Source organism: Xanthomonas protegens (assembly GCF_038442435.1).
Lineage (GTDB): Bacteria > Pseudomonadota > Gammaproteobacteria > Xanthomonadales > Xanthomonadaceae > Xanthomonas_A > Xanthomonas_A sontii.
The window spans coordinates 16,611-34,886 of record NZ_JAQJCQ010000022.1 but is presented as its reverse complement, the minus strand read 5'-3'; the positions used below and the strand labels follow the sequence as shown (position 1 = coordinate 34,886).

Sequence of the window (18,276 nt, the reverse complement as noted above, 5' to 3'; positions counted from 1 at the left end):
GGTTGAGGCCGCGCCCACACTGCAGCACCGGCACGGTCAGGGACTGCACTGTTGGAGGGACTTCAGTCCCGACGCCGTGCAAGATCGGATGCACAGCGGACTTCGTCCGCCGTCGCTGCATGACAGTTGCCTCACCACGTTCCAGAGGCGGACTGTCCCGATTCCCGATTCCCGATTCCCGATTCCCGAATCCCGAATCCCGAATCCCGAATCCCGAATCCCCGCCTTTCCCCTATCATCGCCGGATGCGCCCCGACTACATCCTGACCCTCTCCTGCCCGGACCGTACCGGCATCGTCTTCCGCGTCAGCGGCCTGCTGTTCGAGCACGGCTGCAACATCCTCGATGCGCAGCAGTTCGGCGACGAGGAAAGCGGCCGTTTCTTCCTGCGCGTGCACTTCGACGTACCCGCCGACGGCATCGTCGCCGCGGTGAAGCTGCAATTGGAGCCCCTGGCCGCCGACTACGCGATGGACTGGCAACTGCACGACGCGCGCCGCCGTGCGCGCCTGCTGGTGCTGGTCAGCAAGCAGGGCCATTGCCTCAACGACCTGCTGTTCCGCGCGCACAGCCGGCAGTTGCGGGTGGATATCGCCGCCGTGGCCTCCAACCATCCCGACTTCGCCGCGCTGGCCGGGTCCTACGGCGTGCCGTTCCACCACCTGCCGGTGAGTGCCGCCAACCGCGCCGAACAGGAGGCGCAGCTGCTGGCGCTGGTCGAACGCGAACGCATCGACCTGGTGGTGCTGGCCCGGTACATGCAGATCCTGTCGCCGACGCTGTGCGCGGCGCTGGCCGGACGCGCGATCAACATCCACCACAGCTTCCTGCCCAGCTTCAAGGGCGCGCAGCCGTACCACCAGGCGCACGCGCGCGGGGTCAAGATCATCGGCGCCACCGCGCACTACGTCACCGGCGACCTGGACGAAGGTCCGATCATCGAGCAGGACGTGGCCCGCGTGGACCACGCCATGACCCCGCGCGAACTGGTGCGCCTGGGCAGCGATACCGAGTCGCAAGTGCTGGCCCGCGCCGTGCGCCGCCACGTCGAGCATCGCATCCTGCTCAACGGCCATCGCACGGTCGTATTTCGGTGAGGCCGGGAGTGGGGATTCGGGAATCGGGAGTGGGGAGCAGCAACAGCAACAGCAACAGCAACAGCAACAGCAACAGCAACAGCGTCTAAGCACCCGCTTGCCCTAATCCATGGTCGCGGCGCCGACCGTCAGCATCGACGATCATCGCCGCTCTCCAGTCACTGCACGGTGGCATTTCCGATGAAGCAGGGAATGGGGCCGGGAATAGGGAAGGGGACCATCAGCAGCCGCAGCGCGGCGTTTGCTCTGCCGACTCCCCATTCCCGATTCCCCATTCCCAGCCCTCAACGCGCCGCGTTGGCGTTCATCGTCGCGTTGCGGCTGGCGTCCAGGTACTGCGCCGGATCGCGCATGCCGGTGGTGTGGCACTGGCCGGTGGTGTGGCCGCGGTTGACGCCGCCGGGCAGCTGGCCGTTGACCTGCTCCACGGTGCCGTCCTCCGGGTCGCTCAGCACCAGGTCCGAGGCCGCATTGCAGTAGTCGTTGGTGTACCAGTTGGTCTTGGCGAAGGAGGTGGTGTAGTAGTTCACCAGCGCCCGCGCCGAGTTGGGGATGCCGGCCAGCCAGGCCTTGGCGCCGTCGTAGGTGAGGTCGTTGTTGGTGCCGCAGCCCACGCCGAACCACGAGCCCACCGTGGCCAGGATGCCGGCCAGGTTGGTGCCCTGGTAGGGCGTGCCCACCGACTGCATCACCCGCCCGCCGCTGGCGTTGTCCAGGCCGCTCCAGTAGTAAACGTACAGGTGCAGTGCGGCCATGCCGCCCTGGCTGTGCGCCACCGTGCCGAACGAATTCCACTGGCTGCCGAACTGTGCCAGGCGCTGCGCGAACTGATCGTTGCTGCGGTTCTGGTTGACGTCCAGGAACGCGGAGGCGTTGCTGAACTGCGCCACCGGCCACACCCCGCCCGAGCAATAACCGTGCACCAGCACCAGGCGCTTGCCGGTGGCCTGCGCCTGCATGTCGGTGGAGGTGGCTGCGCTCAGCTGCGCCGGGCGCTCGCCCATGCGCATGCTCTCGTCGATCGCGCCAGTGCTGCGTGCCACGCTGCTGCGGCGCAGTGCCGGCAGGGTCAGCGGCAGCGTCGCGCGCGTGGCCAGCGGCACGAAGTTGTCCGGATCCTCCACGCGCAGGTTGCGCAGGGTGAACGGCGCACGCGCGCCGGCGCGGGCGATCCAGCGTTCGTCCACGCTCAGCGGCAGGCGTCCGTCCTGCGGCGCGAGCATGCCGCCGAGCCAGGCCACCGGCACCGCGCTGCCGTCGCGACCGGTGCCCCACAGTTCGCCGAGCACGCGGTAGTGCGCCGGCGCCTGGCCGCCGCCGATGCGCACCGGGATCGGCAGGGTGAGGCGGGTGCCGGGCTGGGCGCTGGCGGCGACCGCATCGGCGTTGATGCGCAAGGTGGTGTCCAGCACCGGCAGCACGTGCTCGCTGGTGCGCACGAAGGCCTGGCCGCCGGCGTCGTGGCCGTGCACCACCACCTGCGCGATGTAGGTGCCGGTGGCGGTCGCCGGGAAGTCGCCGGCATACACGCCATCGCCCGCGGCGCCGTCGCCGTGGCGGCCGTCGTCGGCCATCGGCCACCGGCTGACGGAGCCGTCCGGCGCGATCACGCGCAGCTGCGCGGTGTCGATGCGGCCGCTGCCGGCGCTGCGCGCCAGCGACACACCGCCTTGGGCATCGATGCCGCCGAGCAGGGCGGTCAGACCGATGCGCTGGCCGCGCTGCAGTTGCGCGCGGTCGCTGGGATAGGACGCCAGTTGCGTGCGCGGATCGCCTTCCATCAGCACGTAGCCACGCTGCGCCGCGCTGCTGCCGTCGGCCTGCAGGGTCAGGGTCCAGTCGCCATTGGCGGCGCTGTCCACACGGTATTCGCGGGCCGGCAGTGCTGCGCCGCCGGCGCCCAGTTGGGTGGCCTTGGCGCTGGGTGCTAGCAGCGGCGTCGCGGCGGTGGTGCCCATGCGTGCGCTGGCCGTGGCCGGTGCGCTCAGCCGCGGCTGCCAATCGTGTTCGCCGGACAGCACCACGAAGCGCAGCTTGCCGTTCTCCACCGGCAGGGTGGTGTGCCATTGCGCCGGGCCATTGCTGCGTGCGGCGGAGAACTCCACCGGCAGCAACGCGCTCTTGGACAGGATCGCCGCTTCCGCCGGGGCGGGCGCGCGCATCTGCGCGAACTCCTCCGGCGGGCCGGCCAGTTGTTTGGGAATCAGTTCGGCCGCGTGCAGCGCGGCAGCGGGGACGACGAGATACAGGACGCAGACGGCGGACAGTTTCGACAGCTTCGGCATGACGCGCTCTCCCTGGCGGTGCTGAGAGCCCACGCGCATACCGAAGACCGCGGCGCAGATGCGCCGCCGGCAGCACGTCGGCGAGGACGCAGCGCCCCCTCGCCACGCGTTCGCCTGCGGTTATAGCCAGCGCACATTGCCGGACAAAGACGCAATGCAGCAATGCACGCCGAACTGGGATGCCGGACATGCCTGAAGCGCTGCGTTGCCCGGCGCGCGCGGCGCCGGGCAACGCCATGTCACGCCGCCTGCGCCTGCTGCGCGCGCAACTGCCGCGCCGCGGCGACCATCGCTTCCAGGGCGCTGCGCGTTTCCGCCCAGCCGCGGGTCTTCAGCCCGCAATCCGGGTTGACCCACAGTTGCTGCGGATCCAGCACCGCACGCGCCTTCTCCAGCAACGCCACCATCTCCTGCGTGCTCGGCACGCGCGGCGAGTGGATGTCGTACACGCCTGGCCCGATCGCGTTCGGGTAGCGGAAGCGCACGAAGGCATCGAGTAGTTCCATGCGCGAGCGCGAGGTCTCGATCGAGATCACGTCCGCGTCCATCGCCGCCACCGCCTCGATGATGTCGTTGAACTCCGAGTAGCACATGTGGGTGTGGATCTGCGTGGCATCGCGCACCCCGGCCGCGGCGATGCGGAAGCTCTGCACCGCCCAGTCCAGATACGCCTGCCAGTCGGCGCGGCGCAGCGGCAGGCCTTCGCGGATCGCCGGCTCGTCGATCTGGATCACGCCGATGCCGGCCGCCTCCAGGTCGCGCACTTCGTCGCGCAGCGCCAGCGCGATCTGCCGGCAGGTCTGCGCGCGTTCCTGGTCGTCGCGCACGAACGACCACTGCAGCACCGTCACCGGCCCGGTCAGCATGCCCTTCATCGGCCGCTCGGTCAGCGACTGCGCGTAGGTGGTCCAGCGCAGCGTCATCGGCGCCGGGCGCTGCACGTCGCCGTAGATGATCGGCGGCTTGACGCAACGCGAGCCGTAGCTCTGCACCCAGCCGTGCCGGGTGAAGGCGAAGCCGTCGAGCTGCTCGCCGAAGTACTCGACCATGTCGTTGCGCTCGAACTCGCCATGCACCAGCACGTCCAGGCCCAGCTGCTCCTGCGCACGCACGCAGCGCTCGGTTTCGGCGGCCAGGAACGCGTCGTAGGCGGCATCGTCGAGCTTGCCGGCCTTGTGCTGCGCGCGCGCCTGCCGCACCTGCTCGGTCTGCGGGAACGAACCAATCGTGGTGGTCGGATACAGCGGCAGCCGCAACGCCGCCTGCTGTGCCTGGCGGCGCTGCGCATACGGCGACTGCCGGCGTCCGGCGTCGTCGGTCAGCGCCTCTACCCGCCGCGCCACCTCGGCGCGATGCACGCGCGCGGAGGCGCGACGGCTGGCCAGCGCATCGCGCGCAGCGTCCAGCCCCGCCTGCGCCTGCGGCTGGTCGTCCAGCGCATCGGCCAGGGTGCGCAGCTCCTGCAGCTTCTGCCTGGCGAAGGCCAGCCAGCCGACCAGTTCGCGGTCCAGCTTGGTCTCCTGCTGCAGATCCACCGGCACGTGCAGCAGCGAGCACGATGGCGCCAGCCACAGCCGCTCGCGGCCGACATGGCCGGCGGCATAGCGGGCCAGGGTCAGCGCGTTGTCCAGCGGCGTGCGCCACACGTTGCGGCCGTTGACCAGGCCCGCCGAGAGCACGCGCCCGGCCGGCAGTGCCTGCAGCACCGCGTCCAGTTGCGCCACGCCGCGCACCAGGTCCACGTGCACGCCGTCCACCGGCAGCGCCATCGCCAGTTCCAGGTTGTCGCCCAGCTCGCCGAAGTAGCTGGTCAGCAGCAGCTTCGGCCGCGGCGCCTGCGCAAGGAAATCATAGGCGCGGCGATAGGCGGCGCGTGCGGCCTCGTCCAGGTCGAGCACCAGCGCCGGCTCGTCCAGCTGCACCCAGCCGGCACCGGCCGCATGCAGGCGCTGCAGCAGTTCGGCGTACACCGGCAGCAGGCTGTCCAGCAGCGCCCAGCGGTCACTGCCGTCCACGGTCTTGGACAGCGCCAGGAAGGTCACCGGCCCGATCAGCACCGGCCGGGTCTGGATGCCCTGCGCCTTGGCTTCCAGGAACTCCACCACCGGCTTGTCGCCACGCAGGCGGAAGTGCTGGCGCCGCGCCAGCTCCGGCACCAGGTAGTGGTAGTTGGTGTCGAACCACTTGGTCATTTCCAGCGCGTGCAGATCCAGGCCGTTTTCCTGGGTGCCGCGCGCCATCGCGAAGTAGCCGGCCAACGGATCGGCATCGGCCAGCGCGCGGTAGCGCTGCGGAATCGCATCGAACAGGAACGCGGTGTCGAGCATCGCGTCGTACAGGCTGAAGTCGTTGCTGGGCGGCACATCCACCCCGGCCTCGCGTTGCAGCTGCCAGTGGCGCAGGCGCAGCTCGCGTGCGGTGTCCTGCAGTTGCGCGCCGTCGATGTCGCGGCGCCAGTAGCGTTCCAGCGCCTGCTTGAGCTCGCGCCGCGCACCGATGCGCGGGAAGCCCAGGTTGGTCACGATCGTCATGTTGCGTTTCCTCATTGCGTTCAAGGGCATTGAGGAACGAAGGAACCGCGCGCCGCGCGTCCCGTTCGCACGGACCGCCCGCCACGCCAGCGACCTTCGCCCCCGCGGGCGAACCGGTACCGCGCGGGCAGGCGGACGACGCGGCGCGGCGCAAGGCCGGGTCGCGGTCCGGCCGCCTCCCCGCGGAGGCGCCAGGTCGAATCGGAGGACGCACGGTCCTCCGGCCGGGGCCGGTATTCGGGCTGATGGACACGCGCACCGTGCCGGCTGCGCACCTACTGTCCGTCGCTTCCCAGGCCGGCATGCGCCGGCCCAGTGCCATTGACGGAGGTCGTTTCCATTCACCGCTGCGGGGCAGCTCCGGAATGGGCAGGCGCTTGCGGCGCCGGCCGTCACCGGATTCCCGTTTAAATTCATCCCTTCATCCGAATGAAGCGATGAATACCTTCGGCGAGCGCACGATAGGCCGGATGCGGCGGGCGGTCAAGGGCGTTGGCGCGCGCCCGTTCGTCCGCCAGGTGGCGGCAGGCAGCGCACGATCCGGGCGAGGGATGTGGCTCAAGCCGGCTTGGCATTTCCTGCCGCCTCGCCGAGTGATGGCGCGGGGTGGCGGAAAGCACGTGCGGTTTGCGACGGCAACCACATTGTCGCTCGCGGGCCGTGTTTCCCGGATAGACTCGAACGCGTCACCTGACGCAGACGCCGCAAGGCTTGCCGGTGGTTTGCGTTACCCCGCCATTCCCTTCACCAAGGTCAACCTGGATGTCCAGAATCCCGCCGTTTCGTTCGTCGTTGCGCGCCTTACTGCTCGGGCTCGCACTTGCTGCAGGTGCCGTGTCCGCCGATCCGGTCGGCCCGCCGGGTCCTAGTGCGGCCACTTCCGCGACGGTGCCTTTTTCCACCGCGACAATCGGCGAAGCCACGCGCCCTATCATCGAAGTGCAGTTGAATGGCCACCCCAGCAAGATGATGGTGCACGCGAACGCGTCGCTGTATGTGCAAGTCATCCACCGCATCGCCGCCCAAGTCGGTGTCAGTGACCTACGCCATCATGGCGCGTTCGGCATCGAGGCGCCCGGCAAGGTCAGTGCGCTGGGTCTGGACAAGGGCGTCCTGGATCGGCTCACGATCGGCAACGCCACCGTGACGAACGTGCCGGTTGCGGTCTTCGAGACGCCGGAACCCGACGCCGACGTGGGCATGCTGGGCATTGGCTGGATCCGTGCTAACCGCGTGGTCCTGGAGTATCCGGCCAAGCGTGTTCTGGTAAATCCAGACGCGGCGCAGATTGCGCGTCTGCGCGCGGGGCTGCTGGGCGATGGCTACGTGGCGCTGCCCATGCAGTTCGACGAGAAGGAGCAGCGCTATGTCGTTAGAGCGACGCTCGGACGGGTGGAGCGGGCAATGGTCGTCAGCACTGTCGGCAATGTCGTCATCGACGAGGCGTTCGCGCACCAGGCCGGCGTGAAAAAGGGCGCGGTCGGAGGGGAGATGGACGGTCCGAAAGGTGCGCAGCTCTACCGCTATCGCACCGAGCGGCCGCTCGTCGTACGCATCGGTACCTGGTCGTCAAAGCCGGTGGACGATGCGGACATCGAGGATGTCTACGCCTATGCGAGCGAGACGCGGCCGGACGGCGAGGCCCTCGGCGGCATGCTGGGAGCGGATTTTCTGACCAAGGCCGGTGCGGTGATCGATTTCGGCGACAAGACGCTCTACCTGCGCAAGTAGCAGGCGCGGCGAAAAGCGCAGTCGATCCGGCTGCGCTTTCGCCCTGCGCACAGTGGCACCGGCAGCGTTCATGGCGAACGTGTAAGCTATTGATCCCTAAGCCAATGACTTGGCGCTGCGGTGGATAGCCGGCGGCGCCCGTCCGCCGTGCCGATGACGCTTCCGCTCCCCGCCGCCGATCTCCCCGCGCGCTACGCCGCCTCGCTGCGCCTGTCCGTTGCCCCGATGATGGACTGGACCGACCGCCATTGCCGGGTCTTCCACCGGCTGCTGGCGCCGTCGGCGCGGCTCTACACCGAGATGGTGCACGCCAACGCGGTGGTGCTGGGCGATCGCGCGCGGTTGCTGGATTTCGATGCGTCCGAGCATCCGCTGGCGTTGCAGCTCGGCGGCAGCGAGCCGGCGCTGCTGGCGCAGGCGGCGCGGATCGGCCAGGACTGGGGCTACGACGAGATCAACCTCAATTGCGGCTGCCCGTCCGACCGGGTGCAGGCCGGGCGCTTCGGTGCCTGCCTGATGCGCGAGCCGGCGCTGGTCGCCGAGTGCGTGGCGGCGATGGTCGCGGCAGTGGACATCCCGGTGACGGTGAAGTGCCGGTTGGGCGTGGACCAGGACGACGACTACGCGGTGTTCCTGGCCTTCGTCGACCAGGTCGCAGCCGCCGGCTGCGGGCTGTTCGTGGTGCATGCGCGCAATGCCTGGCTGCAGGGCATGTCGCCGAAGGAAAACCGCGAGGTGCCGCCGCTGCGCTACGACTGGGCGCACCGGCTCAAGCGCGAGCGGCCGCAGCTGCAGGTGGTGCTCAACGGCGGCCTGGCCGCGGTGGAGACGGCGCAGGCGCAGTTGCAGGCGGTGGACGGGGTGATGCTGGGCCGCGCCGCCTACCACGACCCCTACGTCCTGCACCGGCTGGACGCGTCCCTCACTGGTGCCGCATTGCGCCCGCGTGCGGAGCTGTTGCGGGCGCTGCGTCCCTACGTCGAAGCCCGCCTGGCCGAGGGCCTGGCGCTCAAGCACATCACCCGGCACCTGCTCGGCCTGTTCCACGGCCAGCCCAGCGGTCGCGCTTTCCGCCAGGTGCTCAGCGAAGGCGCGCACCGGCCGGGCGCGGACTGGGCGCTGCTGGAGCGGGCGCTGGCGGTCACCGACGGGGCGGCACGCGCGGCAGCGTGATCCGCGGGGCGCAGCCGCGTGGTGCGGGGCACCTTTCGCCTCGATGACCTGATCGCTCTCACCGCCAAGCGGGCGCCGATCCATGCGGCGTCTCGATCGACGACTGCCACGCCGCCGCCTTCCGCGCGTCGTTCAGGGATTCCGTTCAGGTTCCTGGAGCTAGTCTCTGGTCCTGCGGAGACGCCGCGAAGCACCTGCCGAAGGGCCTCTCCAGACCCCTGGCGCGGCCCTTGCATCGGCCTTCGACAGGTTCATTTGACTGAATGCTACCGGGGGCGTCCGGAAAAGTTCAGACCGGATTCACCCCGAAAAATCAAGAATTTGCCTCGATTTCTCGAGGTCGTCTTCGTTTCCGCGAGGTGTCGTGCTTCACAAGTTTTGAACGTTTCCGATCAGTCCGTTAGGATGCCCGTCGTGACTTCTCCCGCTTCCCGCCACTACCGCTTTGCCGCTGTCTTCGCGCTCGCGCTGGCGTCGGTCGCGGCTGGGCATGGCCGTGCGCAGCAGCCGCCGATGCCGGGTGCGATGGCACCGCCGGAGCGCGACGCGGGCCGCAACCGCGACTACGCCGGCAGCTCGCTGTCCGACGCGGTGCGCCGGGTGCAGCGCTCCACCGGCGGGCAGATCCTCGGTGCCGAGCGCGTGCCGTTCGATGGGCGTGACATCAACCGCGTCAAGTACATGGACGGCCGTGGGCGGGTACGCTACATGGACGATCCGCAGCCTGGCCGTGCGGCGCCGCCGCGGGCGCCGCGGTCGGGCGAGCCTCCCGAGCCACCACGCGACGATCACCCGTGAGTCCGGATAGTTCGGTTCAGGTTCCACACACCGCCCCGGCCACCGGCCACCTGTAAGTTACTAGGGAGAGTTCATGCGTATCCTTCTGGTCGAAGACGAAGCTCCGCTGCGAGAGACCCTGGCCGCTCGCCTGAAGCGCGAAGGCTTTGCGGTGGATGCGGCGCAGGACGGCGAGGAAGGCCTGTACATGGGCCGCGAGGTGCCCTTCGACGTGGGCATCATCGATCTCGGCCTGCCGAAGATGTCGGGCATGGAGTTGATCAAGGCGCTGCGCGACGAAGGCAAGAAGTTCCCGGTGCTGATCCTGACCGCGCGTTCCAGCTGGCAGGACAAGGTCGAAGGCCTCAAGCAGGGCGCCGACGACTACCTGGTCAAGCCGTTCCACGTCGAAGAGCTGCTGGCGCGCGTCAATGCGCTGCTGCGCCGCGCCGCCGGCTGGAGCAAGCCGACCCTGGAATGCGGTCCGGTCGCGCTGGACCTGGCGGCGCAGACCGTCAGCGTCAGCGGCAGCAACGTCGACCTGACCAGCTACGAGTACAAGGTGCTCGAGTATCTGATGATGCATGCCGGCGAACTGGTCTCCAAGGCCGACCTGACCGAGCACATCTATCAGCAGGATTTCGACCGCGACTCCAATGTGCTGGAAGTCTTCATCGGCCGCCTGCGCAAGAAGCTGGACCCGGACGGCGAGTTGAAGCCGATCGAGACCGTGCGCGGTCGCGGCTACCGGTTCGCGATTCCGCGCACCGAAGGCTGATCGCAGGCGCCGCGAGCACACCGAGGAAGCGACCGCGTGGCGGCACGACCCAGGTGGTACAAGCGCTGGCGCCCGCGTTCGTTGCAGGCGCGCCAGCTGCTCGCCGCCAGCCTCAGTTTGCTGGCGTTCCTTGCCGCCGCGGGTTACGCGCTGGACCAGGCGTTCGCCGACACCGCGCTGAGCAACCTGCGCGAGCGCCTGAAGAGCTACGCCACCGCGTACGCCAACAACATCGACGTCGCCCGCGACGGTTCGCTGTACATCAACAACGACAAGCCGCCGCCGGACCCGCATTTCGACCGGCCCGGCAGCGGCCTGTACGCGCAGATCGTGATGCCCAACGAGCGCTGGATCTCGATGTCCAGCGAAGGCCCGCTGCCGCCGCGCGGGGGCATGCTCGAACCGCGCCAGGAAACCTTCGACGGGCCCTGGTCGATGACCCAGATCGACGGCAGCGAAGGCGAGGTCTACCGCTACGGCATCGGCCTGGCCTACGTGCGCCGCGACAAGGAAACTCCGGTCACCATCTACATCATGGAGGACACCCGCGCGCTGGGCGCGCAGCTGCGCGTGTTCCGCGGCCGGGTGTGGTTCAACCTCGGCGGCGCCGGCCTGATCCTGCTGGTACTGCAGGCCTTCATCCTGCAATGGAGCCTGCGCCCGCTGCGCCGGGTGATCAACGAACTGACCAAGGTGCAGCGCGGCGAAGCCATGCGCATGGGCGATCGCCATCCGCGCGAGCTGGAGCCGCTGACCGACAGCATCAACGCCTTCATCGAGAGCGAGCGCGAGAACCTGGACCGCCAGCGCAACACCCTGGCCGACCTGGCGCACAGCCTGAAGACCCCGCTGGCGGTATTGCGCACCCAGCTCGACAGCGGCGCGCAGGGGCCGGAGCTGCGCGAAGAGCTGGACGTGCAGCTGCGGCGCATGAACAACCTGGTGTCCTACCAGCTGGCGCGCGCCGCCTCCAGCGGCCACAAGCTGTTCGCCGCGCCGTTGCCGATCGAGCCCAACGCCGAGGAGATCGTGCGCGGCCTCGAGAAGGTCTATGCGACCAAGGGCGTGCTGTGCGAGTTCGATATCGAGCCGAGCGCGCGTTTCCACGGGGAGCCCGGCGACCTGCAGGAACTGCTCGGCAACCTGCTGGAGAACGCCTTCAAGTGGGCGCGCCGACGGGTGCTGCTGAGCGTGCGCCCGGAGCCGGCCGCCGGCAGTCGCCGCGCCGGCCTGATCATCGCGGTGGAGGACGACGGTCCGGGCATCGCACCGGAAGAGGTCGCCCACATTCTGCAGCGCGGCGTGCGCGGCGACGAGCGCGTGCATGGCCACGGCATCGGTCTGGCGATCGTGCAGGACCTGGTCAAGGGCTACCGCGGCGAGCTGCAGGTCAGCCGTTCCGAGGAGCTGGGCGGCGCCCGCTTCCTGGTCACCCTGCCGCCGGGGTTGTAAGCCCAACCGCGCGCTCCTGTGCCGGTCTGGGACCGGCATCTCGCTGTGCAGCGACTGCCCGCGCCAATCGAGCCGCCGCCGGCGCCGCTGCAGTGCAGCAGCAGGTGAATCCCGTGCAAATGACCGGGAGGTTTCCGACAGAGGCTTAACGCGACCGGCGCGCAGCTGGCGATACTGCGCCGGTCTTCACGCCGCTTTTCGTCCAGGAGCCCCGCATGTCCGCATCCCGGCATCGTCCTGCAGCCACGCGTCTGCGCGTGCGCGGCCGGCGCGCGCTACGCAGTACTCAGCGGCTGCTGCTGTCGTTGCTGCTGGTGCTGTTCACCGTCGGCGCCATCGCTGCCACCGACAAGGTGCTCAAGCGCGACGACGCGCGCTGGCTGCAGTCGATGACCACCGGCCTGGACAGCGCCAGCGTGGCGCAGTTCGAGCGCGATGGCCGCAAGCGCTTCCTGCGTGAGCAACTGCAGGCCGACGGTGGCGATGCCGCCCTGCCGGCGCCGGTGCGCGCGCAACTGGACGGCTACGCCGCACTGCACACGCCTGTCCAGGAACTGCTCAAGCAGCAGGCCGCCGCACAGCAGGCGATCAAGGCGATGCCGGATGGCGATGCCAAGGTCGCGGCGAAGAAGGCGGCGCAGCAGCGCGGCGATCTGCTGCTGAACCAGGCACGCCAGGCGCAACTGCTGCGTTCCATCTACGCGCCGGATCAGCTGCGCGAGCAGATGGTGTGGTTCTGGCTCAACCATTTCAGCGTGTTCGCCGACAAGGGCCGGCTGCACTGGACCGTGGCCGACTACGCCGACAACGCGATCCGTCCGCACGCGCTGGGCAAGTTCTCCGACCTGGTGATGGCGACGCTGGAGAGTCCGGCGATGCTGGAGTACCTGGACAACGCGCAGAACGCCAAAGGCAAGGTCAACGAGAACTACGCGCGCGAGTTGATGGAACTGCATACCCTCGGCGTCGATGCTGGCTACACGCAGAAGGACGTGCAGCAACTGGCGCTGATCCTCACCGGCGTCGGCATCGCGCCGGTCGACCGCGACGGCCCGCCGAAGCTGCCGCCGGCGCTGCAGGGGCAGTATGTGCGCCGCGGCGCGTTCGAGTTCAACCCGGCGCGGCACGAACCCGGCGACAAGACCTTGCTCGGCCAGCGCATCGCCGGCGGCGGCTTCGACGAGGTCGAGCGCGCGGTGCAGTTGATCGTGCGCCAGCCGGCATGCGCGCACTTCATCTCGCGGCAGTTGGCCGAGTATTTCGTCGCAGATGATCCGCCGCCGGCGCTGGTGGAGAAGATGGCGCGCACCTTCCAGCGCAGTGATGGCGACATCGCCGCGGTACTGCAGGTGATGTTCACCGCACCGGAGATGGCGGCCGGCGCGCCGCACAAGTTCAAGGATCCGTACCGCTTCCTGGTCTCGGCGCTGCGCCTGGCCTACGACGGGCAGACCATCGTCAATCCGCAGCCGTTGCTGGGCTGGTTGAACCAGATGGGCGAGCCGAGCTTCGGGCGGATCACGCCCGATGGCTGGTCGCTGCAGTCCAGTGCCTGGAACAGCTCCGGACAGATGGCGCAGCGCTTCGAGATCGCGCGTGCGATCGGCAACGGCAACACCCAGCTGTTCACCGTCGATGGGCAGCAGCGCGGCGGCTTCCCGCAACTGAGTACGCCGCTGTACTACCACGCGATCGAGCCGCAACTGAGCGACGCCACGCGCCAGGCGCTGGCGCAGGCGCGCTCGCAGCAGGAGTGGAACGGCTACCTGCTGGCCTCGCCCGATTTCAATTACCGCTGACCGCGGCCTTCGCCGCACGGAGATCCGCCATGCACCGTCGCCGCTTCCTGCTCGCGTCCGCCGCCGCCGCGGCCAGCCTGCCGTTCGCTGGGCGCCTGTTCGCCGCGCCCGCGCCATCGCCGCGCCTGTTGGTGGTGTTCCTGCGCGGCGGCTACGACTGCAACAACCTGCTGGTCCCGTACGCGAGCGATTTCTACTACGCCTCGCGGCCGAGCCTGGCCATCGCCAGGCCGGATCCGGCCAATCCGAACAGCGCCATCGCGCTGGACACGCAGTGGGGCCTGAACCCGCGACTGCGCGACATGCTGATGCCGCTGTGGAACGACAAGCAGCTGGCGTTCGTGCCCTTCGCCGGCACCGACGACCTGTCGCGCAGCCACTTCGAGACCCAGGACAGCATCGAGGCCGGACAGCCGGCCGGGCAGCGCAGCGACTACCGCACCGGCTTCCTGGCGCGGCTGTCGCAGGTGGCCACCGGCACGCCGTCGATCGCCTTCACCGATTCGCTGCCGCTGAGCTTCCAGGGCGGCGGCGACATTCCCAATCTCTCGCTCAAGCGCAATCCGACCCCGGCCTTCGACCAGCGCCAGGCCGACATCCTCGCCGGCATGTACCACGGCACCCAGTTGGCCAGCGCCGCGCACGACGGCCTGGCGCTGCGCCAGCAGGTCTCGCAGGCCTTGCGCGACGAGATGCAGCAGGCCAACCGCGGCGCCGCCAGTGCACGCACCTTCGCCGACGAGACCCGCCGCATCGCCACGCTGATGCGCGAGCGCTACCGGCTCGGCTTCGTCGACGTCGGCGGCTGGGACACGCACGTCAACCAGGGCAGCACCGACGGCGCGCTGGCCAACAACCTGGCCAACCTGTCCGAGGGGCTGTCGGCCTATGCCGAGGCGCTGGGGCCGGAGTGGCGCAACACCGTGGTGGTGGTGCTGTCCGAGTTCGGCCGCACCTTCCGCGAGAACGGCGACAAGGGCACCGACCACGGCCACGGCACCACGTACTGGGTGCTGGGCGGCGGGGTCAACGGCGGCCGCATCGCCGGTGAGCAGGTCGCGGTGAGCAAGGACAAGCTGTTCCAGGACCGCGACTACCCGGTGCTGACCAACTACCGCGACATGTTCGCCGGCCTGCTCGGCCGCATGTGGGGCCTGTCGCCGACGCAACTGCAGAAGGTGTTCCCGCAGGCGCATGCGCGGGATTTGAAGTTGGTCTGAGGCCTTGCCACGGATCGCTGCGTCATGCGCTGTTATGAGTGGAGGCGTCCAGGTGACTGGAGTCCGCTCTTGCAAGGGACGTGCGCCAAATCCGTGCGCGCATGGCAGGTGTTTAGCCGTCCCCTTTCGAACGGGTGAAATTCCGAACGTCGTTCGTTGTGGCTTCAGGGCAACTCCAACAACGACGGGCGCCAAGGTGTAGGAGCGGCTTCAGCCGCGATGAGCATTCCCGGTAACGCCTATCGCGGCTGAAGCCGCTCCTACAATCGCGACGATGTACCACGCCAGAGCGCGGTAATAACGCATTGTTGGAGGTGCCCTGACGTTGCTCACGTGCGCGCGCGCGGTCGGCATGACGGGTGCACTGTGGGAGGGACTTCAGTCCCGACGCCTTCCGCGCTCCGCTTGCCGTATCCCGTACTTCATTGCGGCGGAGACCATTCCCTGTCACTGACACAGTGCCGCCAGAGGCGTGCGCGGTTCAGGCCGCAGCGAACGGCGACGGCCCGTAGAACCGAGCCAAATGCGCGGCGACCTCGGGCATTTCGCGCTCCAGCCGCTGCGGCGCGGAGAAGTGATATTCGCTGACCACGGCGAAGAACTCTTCCGGCGCTTCCGCGGCGTAGGCGTCGATCTCGCTGGCGCTGCCGCGCTCCACGCGCGCGCAGAAGGTGTCGTAGCTGCGCTGGAAATCGTCGGCCCATTGCCGCTGCCACGTGCGCGGCAGCAGCGGTGTGCCGTCCAGGGCGCCGTCGAGCACGTCGAGCTTGTGCGCCATTTCGTGCACCGCCACGCAGTAGCCGGCACGCGGATCGTCCAGGTCGGCCTGCACGTCGGCCCAGGACAGGATCAACGGGCCGCTGTCCCAGGATTCGCCGATCAGTTCGTCTTCCCACTCGTGCAGCACGCCGGCCGCGTCGACATGGCTGCGCTGCACGCGGAACGCGTCCGGGTAGACCAGCAATTGCGACCAGCCGCGCATGCCCTCGCTGCCGTACTCCAGCAGCGGCAGGCAGCACAGTGCGGCGAGCAGGCTGCACTGCCGGGCATCCAGCTGCAGGCCGCCCAGCGGCGAGATGGTCTTGCGATGCAGGAATTCGCTGGCCAGCGCACGCAGGCGCTGTTCGCGCGGCGCATCCAGAGCGGCGACCCAGGCGCAGTCGCGGCGCACGGCCTGCCAGGTGGCGTCATCGATGGCGGCGGGTTTCGACCACAGCCCGCGCAGCCAGCGTGGGATCAGCGGAACATCCCCGGCAGGAAGCTGTGCCACTTCGGCATGCGCATGCGCGGCACCAGGTCGCTGTCGCTGCCGCCGCCCGTGGTGGTCGAGGCCGGCTTGCCGGTGGAGGCGGGCGCATGCATCGCCGCGGGCGGGCGCGTCGGCGAGCTGTCGGCATCGGCCGCGTCGCCGTAGGTGCAGTCGGTGTGCGGCTTCTCCGCCAGCACGTTGGACGCGTGGGCGGCGGCGAGTGGCAGCAGCAACAGGAGCAGGCAGGGCAGGGAACGGCGCATCGTCGGCATCCAGGGCGAGCGGCGGTGAATCCCGATTCTAACGCGGTTTTCACCCAATGCAGGGCCCCGGCCCTGGGCGCCCGGGGGGCGTTGCCGCATACTTTTCGGTTCACAAGGGCGCGCCACTGCACGCCCAGGGGCGAAACGAGGCGATGGAACCGGCGTTGGACGAGCGCGAACTGTTGGCCAGGCTCAGCAAGGGGCCCCTGTCCGGCGATGCCCTGGCGCGCGCCTGCGGGCTGACCCGGGCGGCCGTGTGGAAGCGCATTCAGGCGCTGCGCGCGGCCGGGGTGGAGATCGAGGGCCGGGCCGGCGAGGGCTATGGCCTGGCACGGCCGCTGGAACTGCTCGACGCCGCGGCGATCCGGGCCGGACTGAGCGGACCGGCGGGCGCCGAGCTGGCCGGGCTGGAGATCGCCTGGAGCCTGGTCTCCAGCAACACCACCCTGCTGCAGCGGCCGGCGCCGGCGCGGGGCTGCGAGGTCCTGCTGGCCGAGCGCCAGACCGGCGGCCGTGGCCGCCGTGGCCGGGTCTGGGCGTCGCCGCTGGCGGCGCATCTGTACCTGTCGGTGGCGCGCAGCTTCCAAGGTGGGCTGGGCCGGCTGGGCGGCTTGAGCCTGGCGGCCGGCGTGGCCGTGGCCGAAGCCCTGCGTGCGGCCGGATTCGCCACGGTCGGGCTGAAGTGGCCGAACGACCTGCTGGCCGACGGGCGCAAGCTGGGCGGCCTGCTGGTGGAAGGCGGCGGCGAGTTCGCCGGACCGGCGCGGGCGGTGATCGGCCTGGGCCTGAACGTGGCGATGCCGGCGGCCAGCGCGGCGGACATCGACCAGCCGTGGACCGACCTGACCCGGCTGGCCGATGGCGCGGTGTCGCGCAACGCGATCGCCGCGGCGGTGCTGTCGCAGCTGCTGCCGGCGCTGGCGCTGTTCGATGCGGAGGGACTGGCGCCGTTCCTGCCGCGCTACGCCGCGCTGGATCTGCTGGCCGGACGCGCCGTGCGCATCGACGACGGCGGCCAGGTGCGCGAAGGCACCGCCCTGGGGCTGGCCGAGGACGGCGCGCTGCGGGTGGCGTTCGCCGACGGCGAGCAGCCGGTGCATGCGGGCGACGTCAGCGTGAGGCCGGCATGAGCGACTGGCTGTTCGACCTGGGCAATTCGCGCTTCAAGTTCGCCGCGCTGGAACACGGGCAGGTGGGCGCGGTGCAGGCCTGGCCGCATGGCGCCGAGGCGATGGACGCGGCGGCGGTCGCGGCGCTGCCGCAGGGTGGCACCGCCTACGTTGCCAGCGTCGCCGCGCCGGCCCTGACCGCCACCGTGCTGGAGGCGCTGCGCAGCCGCTTCGCGCAGGTGCAGGTGGTGCGCACCGAGGCCGCGTGCGCCGGCGTGCGGATCGCCTATGCGCGACCGCAGGCCTTCGGCGTGGACCGGTTCCTGGCCCTGCTCGCCGCGCATGGCGGCGGCGATGTGCTGGTGGTGGGCGTGGGAACGGCGCTGACCGTGGACCTGCTCGATCGTGACGGCCTGCATCGCGGCGGCCGCATCGCGCCGTCGCCAACGGTGATGCGCCAGGCGCTGCAGCAGAAGGCGGCGCAGCTGCCGGCCGAGGGCGGCGACTACCACGAGTTCGCCGCCGACACCGCCGACGCGCTGGCCTCCGGCTGCGACGGCGCGGCGGTGGCGCTGATCGAACGCAGCCTGCAGCAGGGCGAGGCCTTGCTCGGACGCCGACCGCGGCTGCTGCTGCACGGCGGTGGCGTGCCCCCGCTGTTGCACGCACTGCCGCCAGCCGAGCAGCGCCCCGCCTTGGTCCTGGACGGACTGGCGCTGTGGGCGCAGGCGCACGCCGTGGCCGGTGCCGGTGCCGCCTGAGCGGGCCGGCGCAGGCGGCCGCGATGCGGCGCGGTGTGACGGAAGCGGACG

Annotated in this window: 14 protein-coding genes and 1 riboswitch; of the genes, 10 read left to right on the top strand and 4 right to left on the bottom strand. The window is 69.8% G+C overall.

The window, feature by feature from the left end; all coding sequences use genetic code 11:
- Window positions 1-245 precede the first annotated feature (245 nt).
- Entirely contained in the window at window positions 246-1,097 is an 852-nt protein-coding gene (gene purU, locus PIQ37_RS19425; protein WP_017911840.1) for a formyltetrahydrofolate deformylase, read from the top strand.
- A 284-nt stretch (window positions 1,098-1,381) separates the two neighbouring features.
- Here purU and PIQ37_RS19420 read toward each other — a convergent pair whose 3' ends face one another.
- Both PIQ37_RS19420 and metE read right to left on the bottom strand, forming a co-directional pair.
- Window positions 1,382-3,382: a choice-of-anchor X domain-containing protein gene (locus PIQ37_RS19420; protein ID WP_342074722.1), complete on the bottom strand. Its 2,001-nt coding sequence runs from the start codon at window positions 3,380-3,382 to the stop codon at window positions 1,382-1,384.
- 239 nt (window positions 3,383-3,621) lie between these two features.
- Window positions 3,622-5,913 (bottom strand): 5-methyltetrahydropteroyltriglutamate--homocysteine S-methyltransferase, encoded by a 2,292-nt coding sequence (gene metE / locus PIQ37_RS19415; RefSeq protein ID WP_342074721.1) that lies wholly within the window; start codon window positions 5,911-5,913, stop codon window positions 3,622-3,624.
- Between the two features lie 211 nt (window positions 5,914-6,124).
- Window positions 6,125-6,378, bottom strand: a riboswitch (cobalamin riboswitch).
- A gap of 297 nt (window positions 6,379-6,675) precedes the next feature.
- Between metE and PIQ37_RS19410 the strand changes: the two genes are divergently transcribed.
- The 7 genes from PIQ37_RS19410 (at window position 6,676) to PIQ37_RS19380 (ending at window position 14,843) form a co-directional block, all read left to right on the top strand.
- Window positions 6,676-7,644 carry a hypothetical protein gene (locus tag PIQ37_RS19410; protein ID WP_342074720.1) on the top strand — a complete coding sequence of 323 codons (969 nt, stop codon included), beginning with the start codon at window positions 6,676-6,678 and terminating at the stop codon, window positions 7,642-7,644.
- Between the two features lie 153 nt (window positions 7,645-7,797).
- A complete protein-coding gene (gene dusA, locus PIQ37_RS19405; RefSeq protein WP_342074719.1) occupies window positions 7,798-8,817 on the top strand; it encodes a tRNA dihydrouridine(20/20a) synthase DusA in 1,020 nt (339 codons plus the stop codon).
- A 414-nt stretch (window positions 8,818-9,231) separates the two neighbouring features.
- A complete protein-coding gene (locus tag PIQ37_RS19400) occupies window positions 9,232-9,615 on the top strand; it encodes a hypothetical protein (RefSeq protein ID WP_053069679.1) in 384 nt (127 codons plus the stop codon).
- A gap of 73 nt (window positions 9,616-9,688) precedes the next feature.
- A complete protein-coding gene (locus tag PIQ37_RS19395; protein WP_003469280.1) occupies window positions 9,689-10,372 on the top strand; it encodes a response regulator transcription factor in 684 nt (227 codons plus the stop codon).
- An 81-nt stretch (window positions 10,373-10,453) separates the two neighbouring features.
- On the top strand, window positions 10,454-11,824 hold the full coding sequence (locus PIQ37_RS19390) for an ATP-binding protein (RefSeq protein ID WP_342074745.1): 1,371 nt from the start codon (window positions 10,454-10,456) through the stop codon (window positions 11,822-11,824).
- A 215-nt stretch (window positions 11,825-12,039) separates the two neighbouring features.
- Window positions 12,040-13,623 carry a DUF1800 domain-containing protein gene (locus PIQ37_RS19385; protein ID WP_342074718.1) on the top strand — a complete coding sequence of 528 codons (1,584 nt, stop codon included), beginning with the start codon at window positions 12,040-12,042 and terminating at the stop codon, window positions 13,621-13,623.
- Window positions 13,624-13,652: 29 nt separating this feature from the next.
- Window positions 13,653-14,843, top strand: coding sequence for a DUF1501 domain-containing protein (locus PIQ37_RS19380; protein WP_342074717.1), 1,191 nt, complete (start codon window positions 13,653-13,655; stop codon window positions 14,841-14,843).
- Window positions 14,844-15,324: 481 nt separating this feature from the next.
- On the opposite strand, the gene PIQ37_RS19375 is transcribed toward PIQ37_RS19380, so the two are convergent.
- Together PIQ37_RS19375 and PIQ37_RS19370 are read right to left on the bottom strand one after the other, a co-directional pair.
- Window positions 15,325-16,113, bottom strand: coding sequence for a M90 family metallopeptidase (locus PIQ37_RS19375; RefSeq protein ID WP_342074716.1), 789 nt, complete (start codon window positions 16,111-16,113; stop codon window positions 15,325-15,327).
- Window positions 16,080-16,364: a hypothetical protein gene (locus PIQ37_RS19370; protein WP_342074715.1), complete on the bottom strand. Its 285-nt coding sequence runs from the start codon at window positions 16,362-16,364 to the stop codon at window positions 16,080-16,082. Before PIQ37_RS19370 ends, PIQ37_RS19375 begins: the two co-directional genes overlap by 34 nt.
- Window positions 16,365-16,519: 155 nt before the next feature.
- On the opposite strand from PIQ37_RS19370, the gene birA reads away from it, so the two are divergent.
- Window positions 16,520-17,485 carry a bifunctional biotin--[acetyl-CoA-carboxylase] ligase/biotin operon repressor BirA gene (gene birA / locus PIQ37_RS19365; protein ID WP_342074744.1) on the top strand — a complete coding sequence of 322 codons (966 nt, stop codon included), beginning with the start codon at window positions 16,520-16,522 and terminating at the stop codon, window positions 17,483-17,485.
- On the top strand, window positions 17,482-18,225 hold the full coding sequence (locus PIQ37_RS19360; protein ID WP_342074714.1) for a type III pantothenate kinase: 744 nt from the start codon (window positions 17,482-17,484) through the stop codon (window positions 18,223-18,225). Before birA ends, PIQ37_RS19360 begins: the two co-directional genes overlap by 4 nt.
- The last annotated feature ends 51 nt before the right edge of the window (window positions 18,226-18,276 follow it).

Excerpts from the sequence above, each read along its gene's own strand:
- purU (WP_017911840.1), top strand. The coding sequence starts at position 246 with ATGCGCCCCGACTACATCCTGACCCTCTCCTGCCCGGACCGTACCGGC.
- PIQ37_RS19420 (WP_342074722.1), bottom strand. The coding sequence starts at position 3,382 with ATGCCGAAGCTGTCGAAACTGTCCGCCGTCTGCGTCCTGTATCTCGTC.
- metE (WP_342074721.1), bottom strand. The coding sequence starts at position 5,913 with ATGACGATCGTGACCAACCTGGGCTTCCCGCGCATCGGTGCGCGGCGC.
- PIQ37_RS19410 (WP_342074720.1), top strand. The coding sequence starts at position 6,676 with ATGTCCAGAATCCCGCCGTTTCGTTCGTCGTTGCGCGCCTTACTGCTC.
- dusA (WP_342074719.1), top strand. The coding sequence starts at position 7,798 with ATGACGCTTCCGCTCCCCGCCGCCGATCTCCCCGCGCGCTACGCCGCC.
- PIQ37_RS19395 (WP_003469280.1), top strand. The coding sequence starts at position 9,689 with ATGCGTATCCTTCTGGTCGAAGACGAAGCTCCGCTGCGAGAGACCCTG.
- PIQ37_RS19385 (WP_342074718.1), top strand. The coding sequence starts at position 12,040 with ATGTCCGCATCCCGGCATCGTCCTGCAGCCACGCGTCTGCGCGTGCGC.
- PIQ37_RS19380 (WP_342074717.1), top strand. The coding sequence starts at position 13,653 with ATGCACCGTCGCCGCTTCCTGCTCGCGTCCGCCGCCGCCGCGGCCAGC.
- PIQ37_RS19370 (WP_342074715.1), bottom strand. The coding sequence starts at position 16,364 with ATGCCGACGATGCGCCGTTCCCTGCCCTGCCTGCTCCTGTTGCTGCTG.
- PIQ37_RS19360 (WP_342074714.1), top strand. The coding sequence starts at position 17,482 with ATGAGCGACTGGCTGTTCGACCTGGGCAATTCGCGCTTCAAGTTCGCC.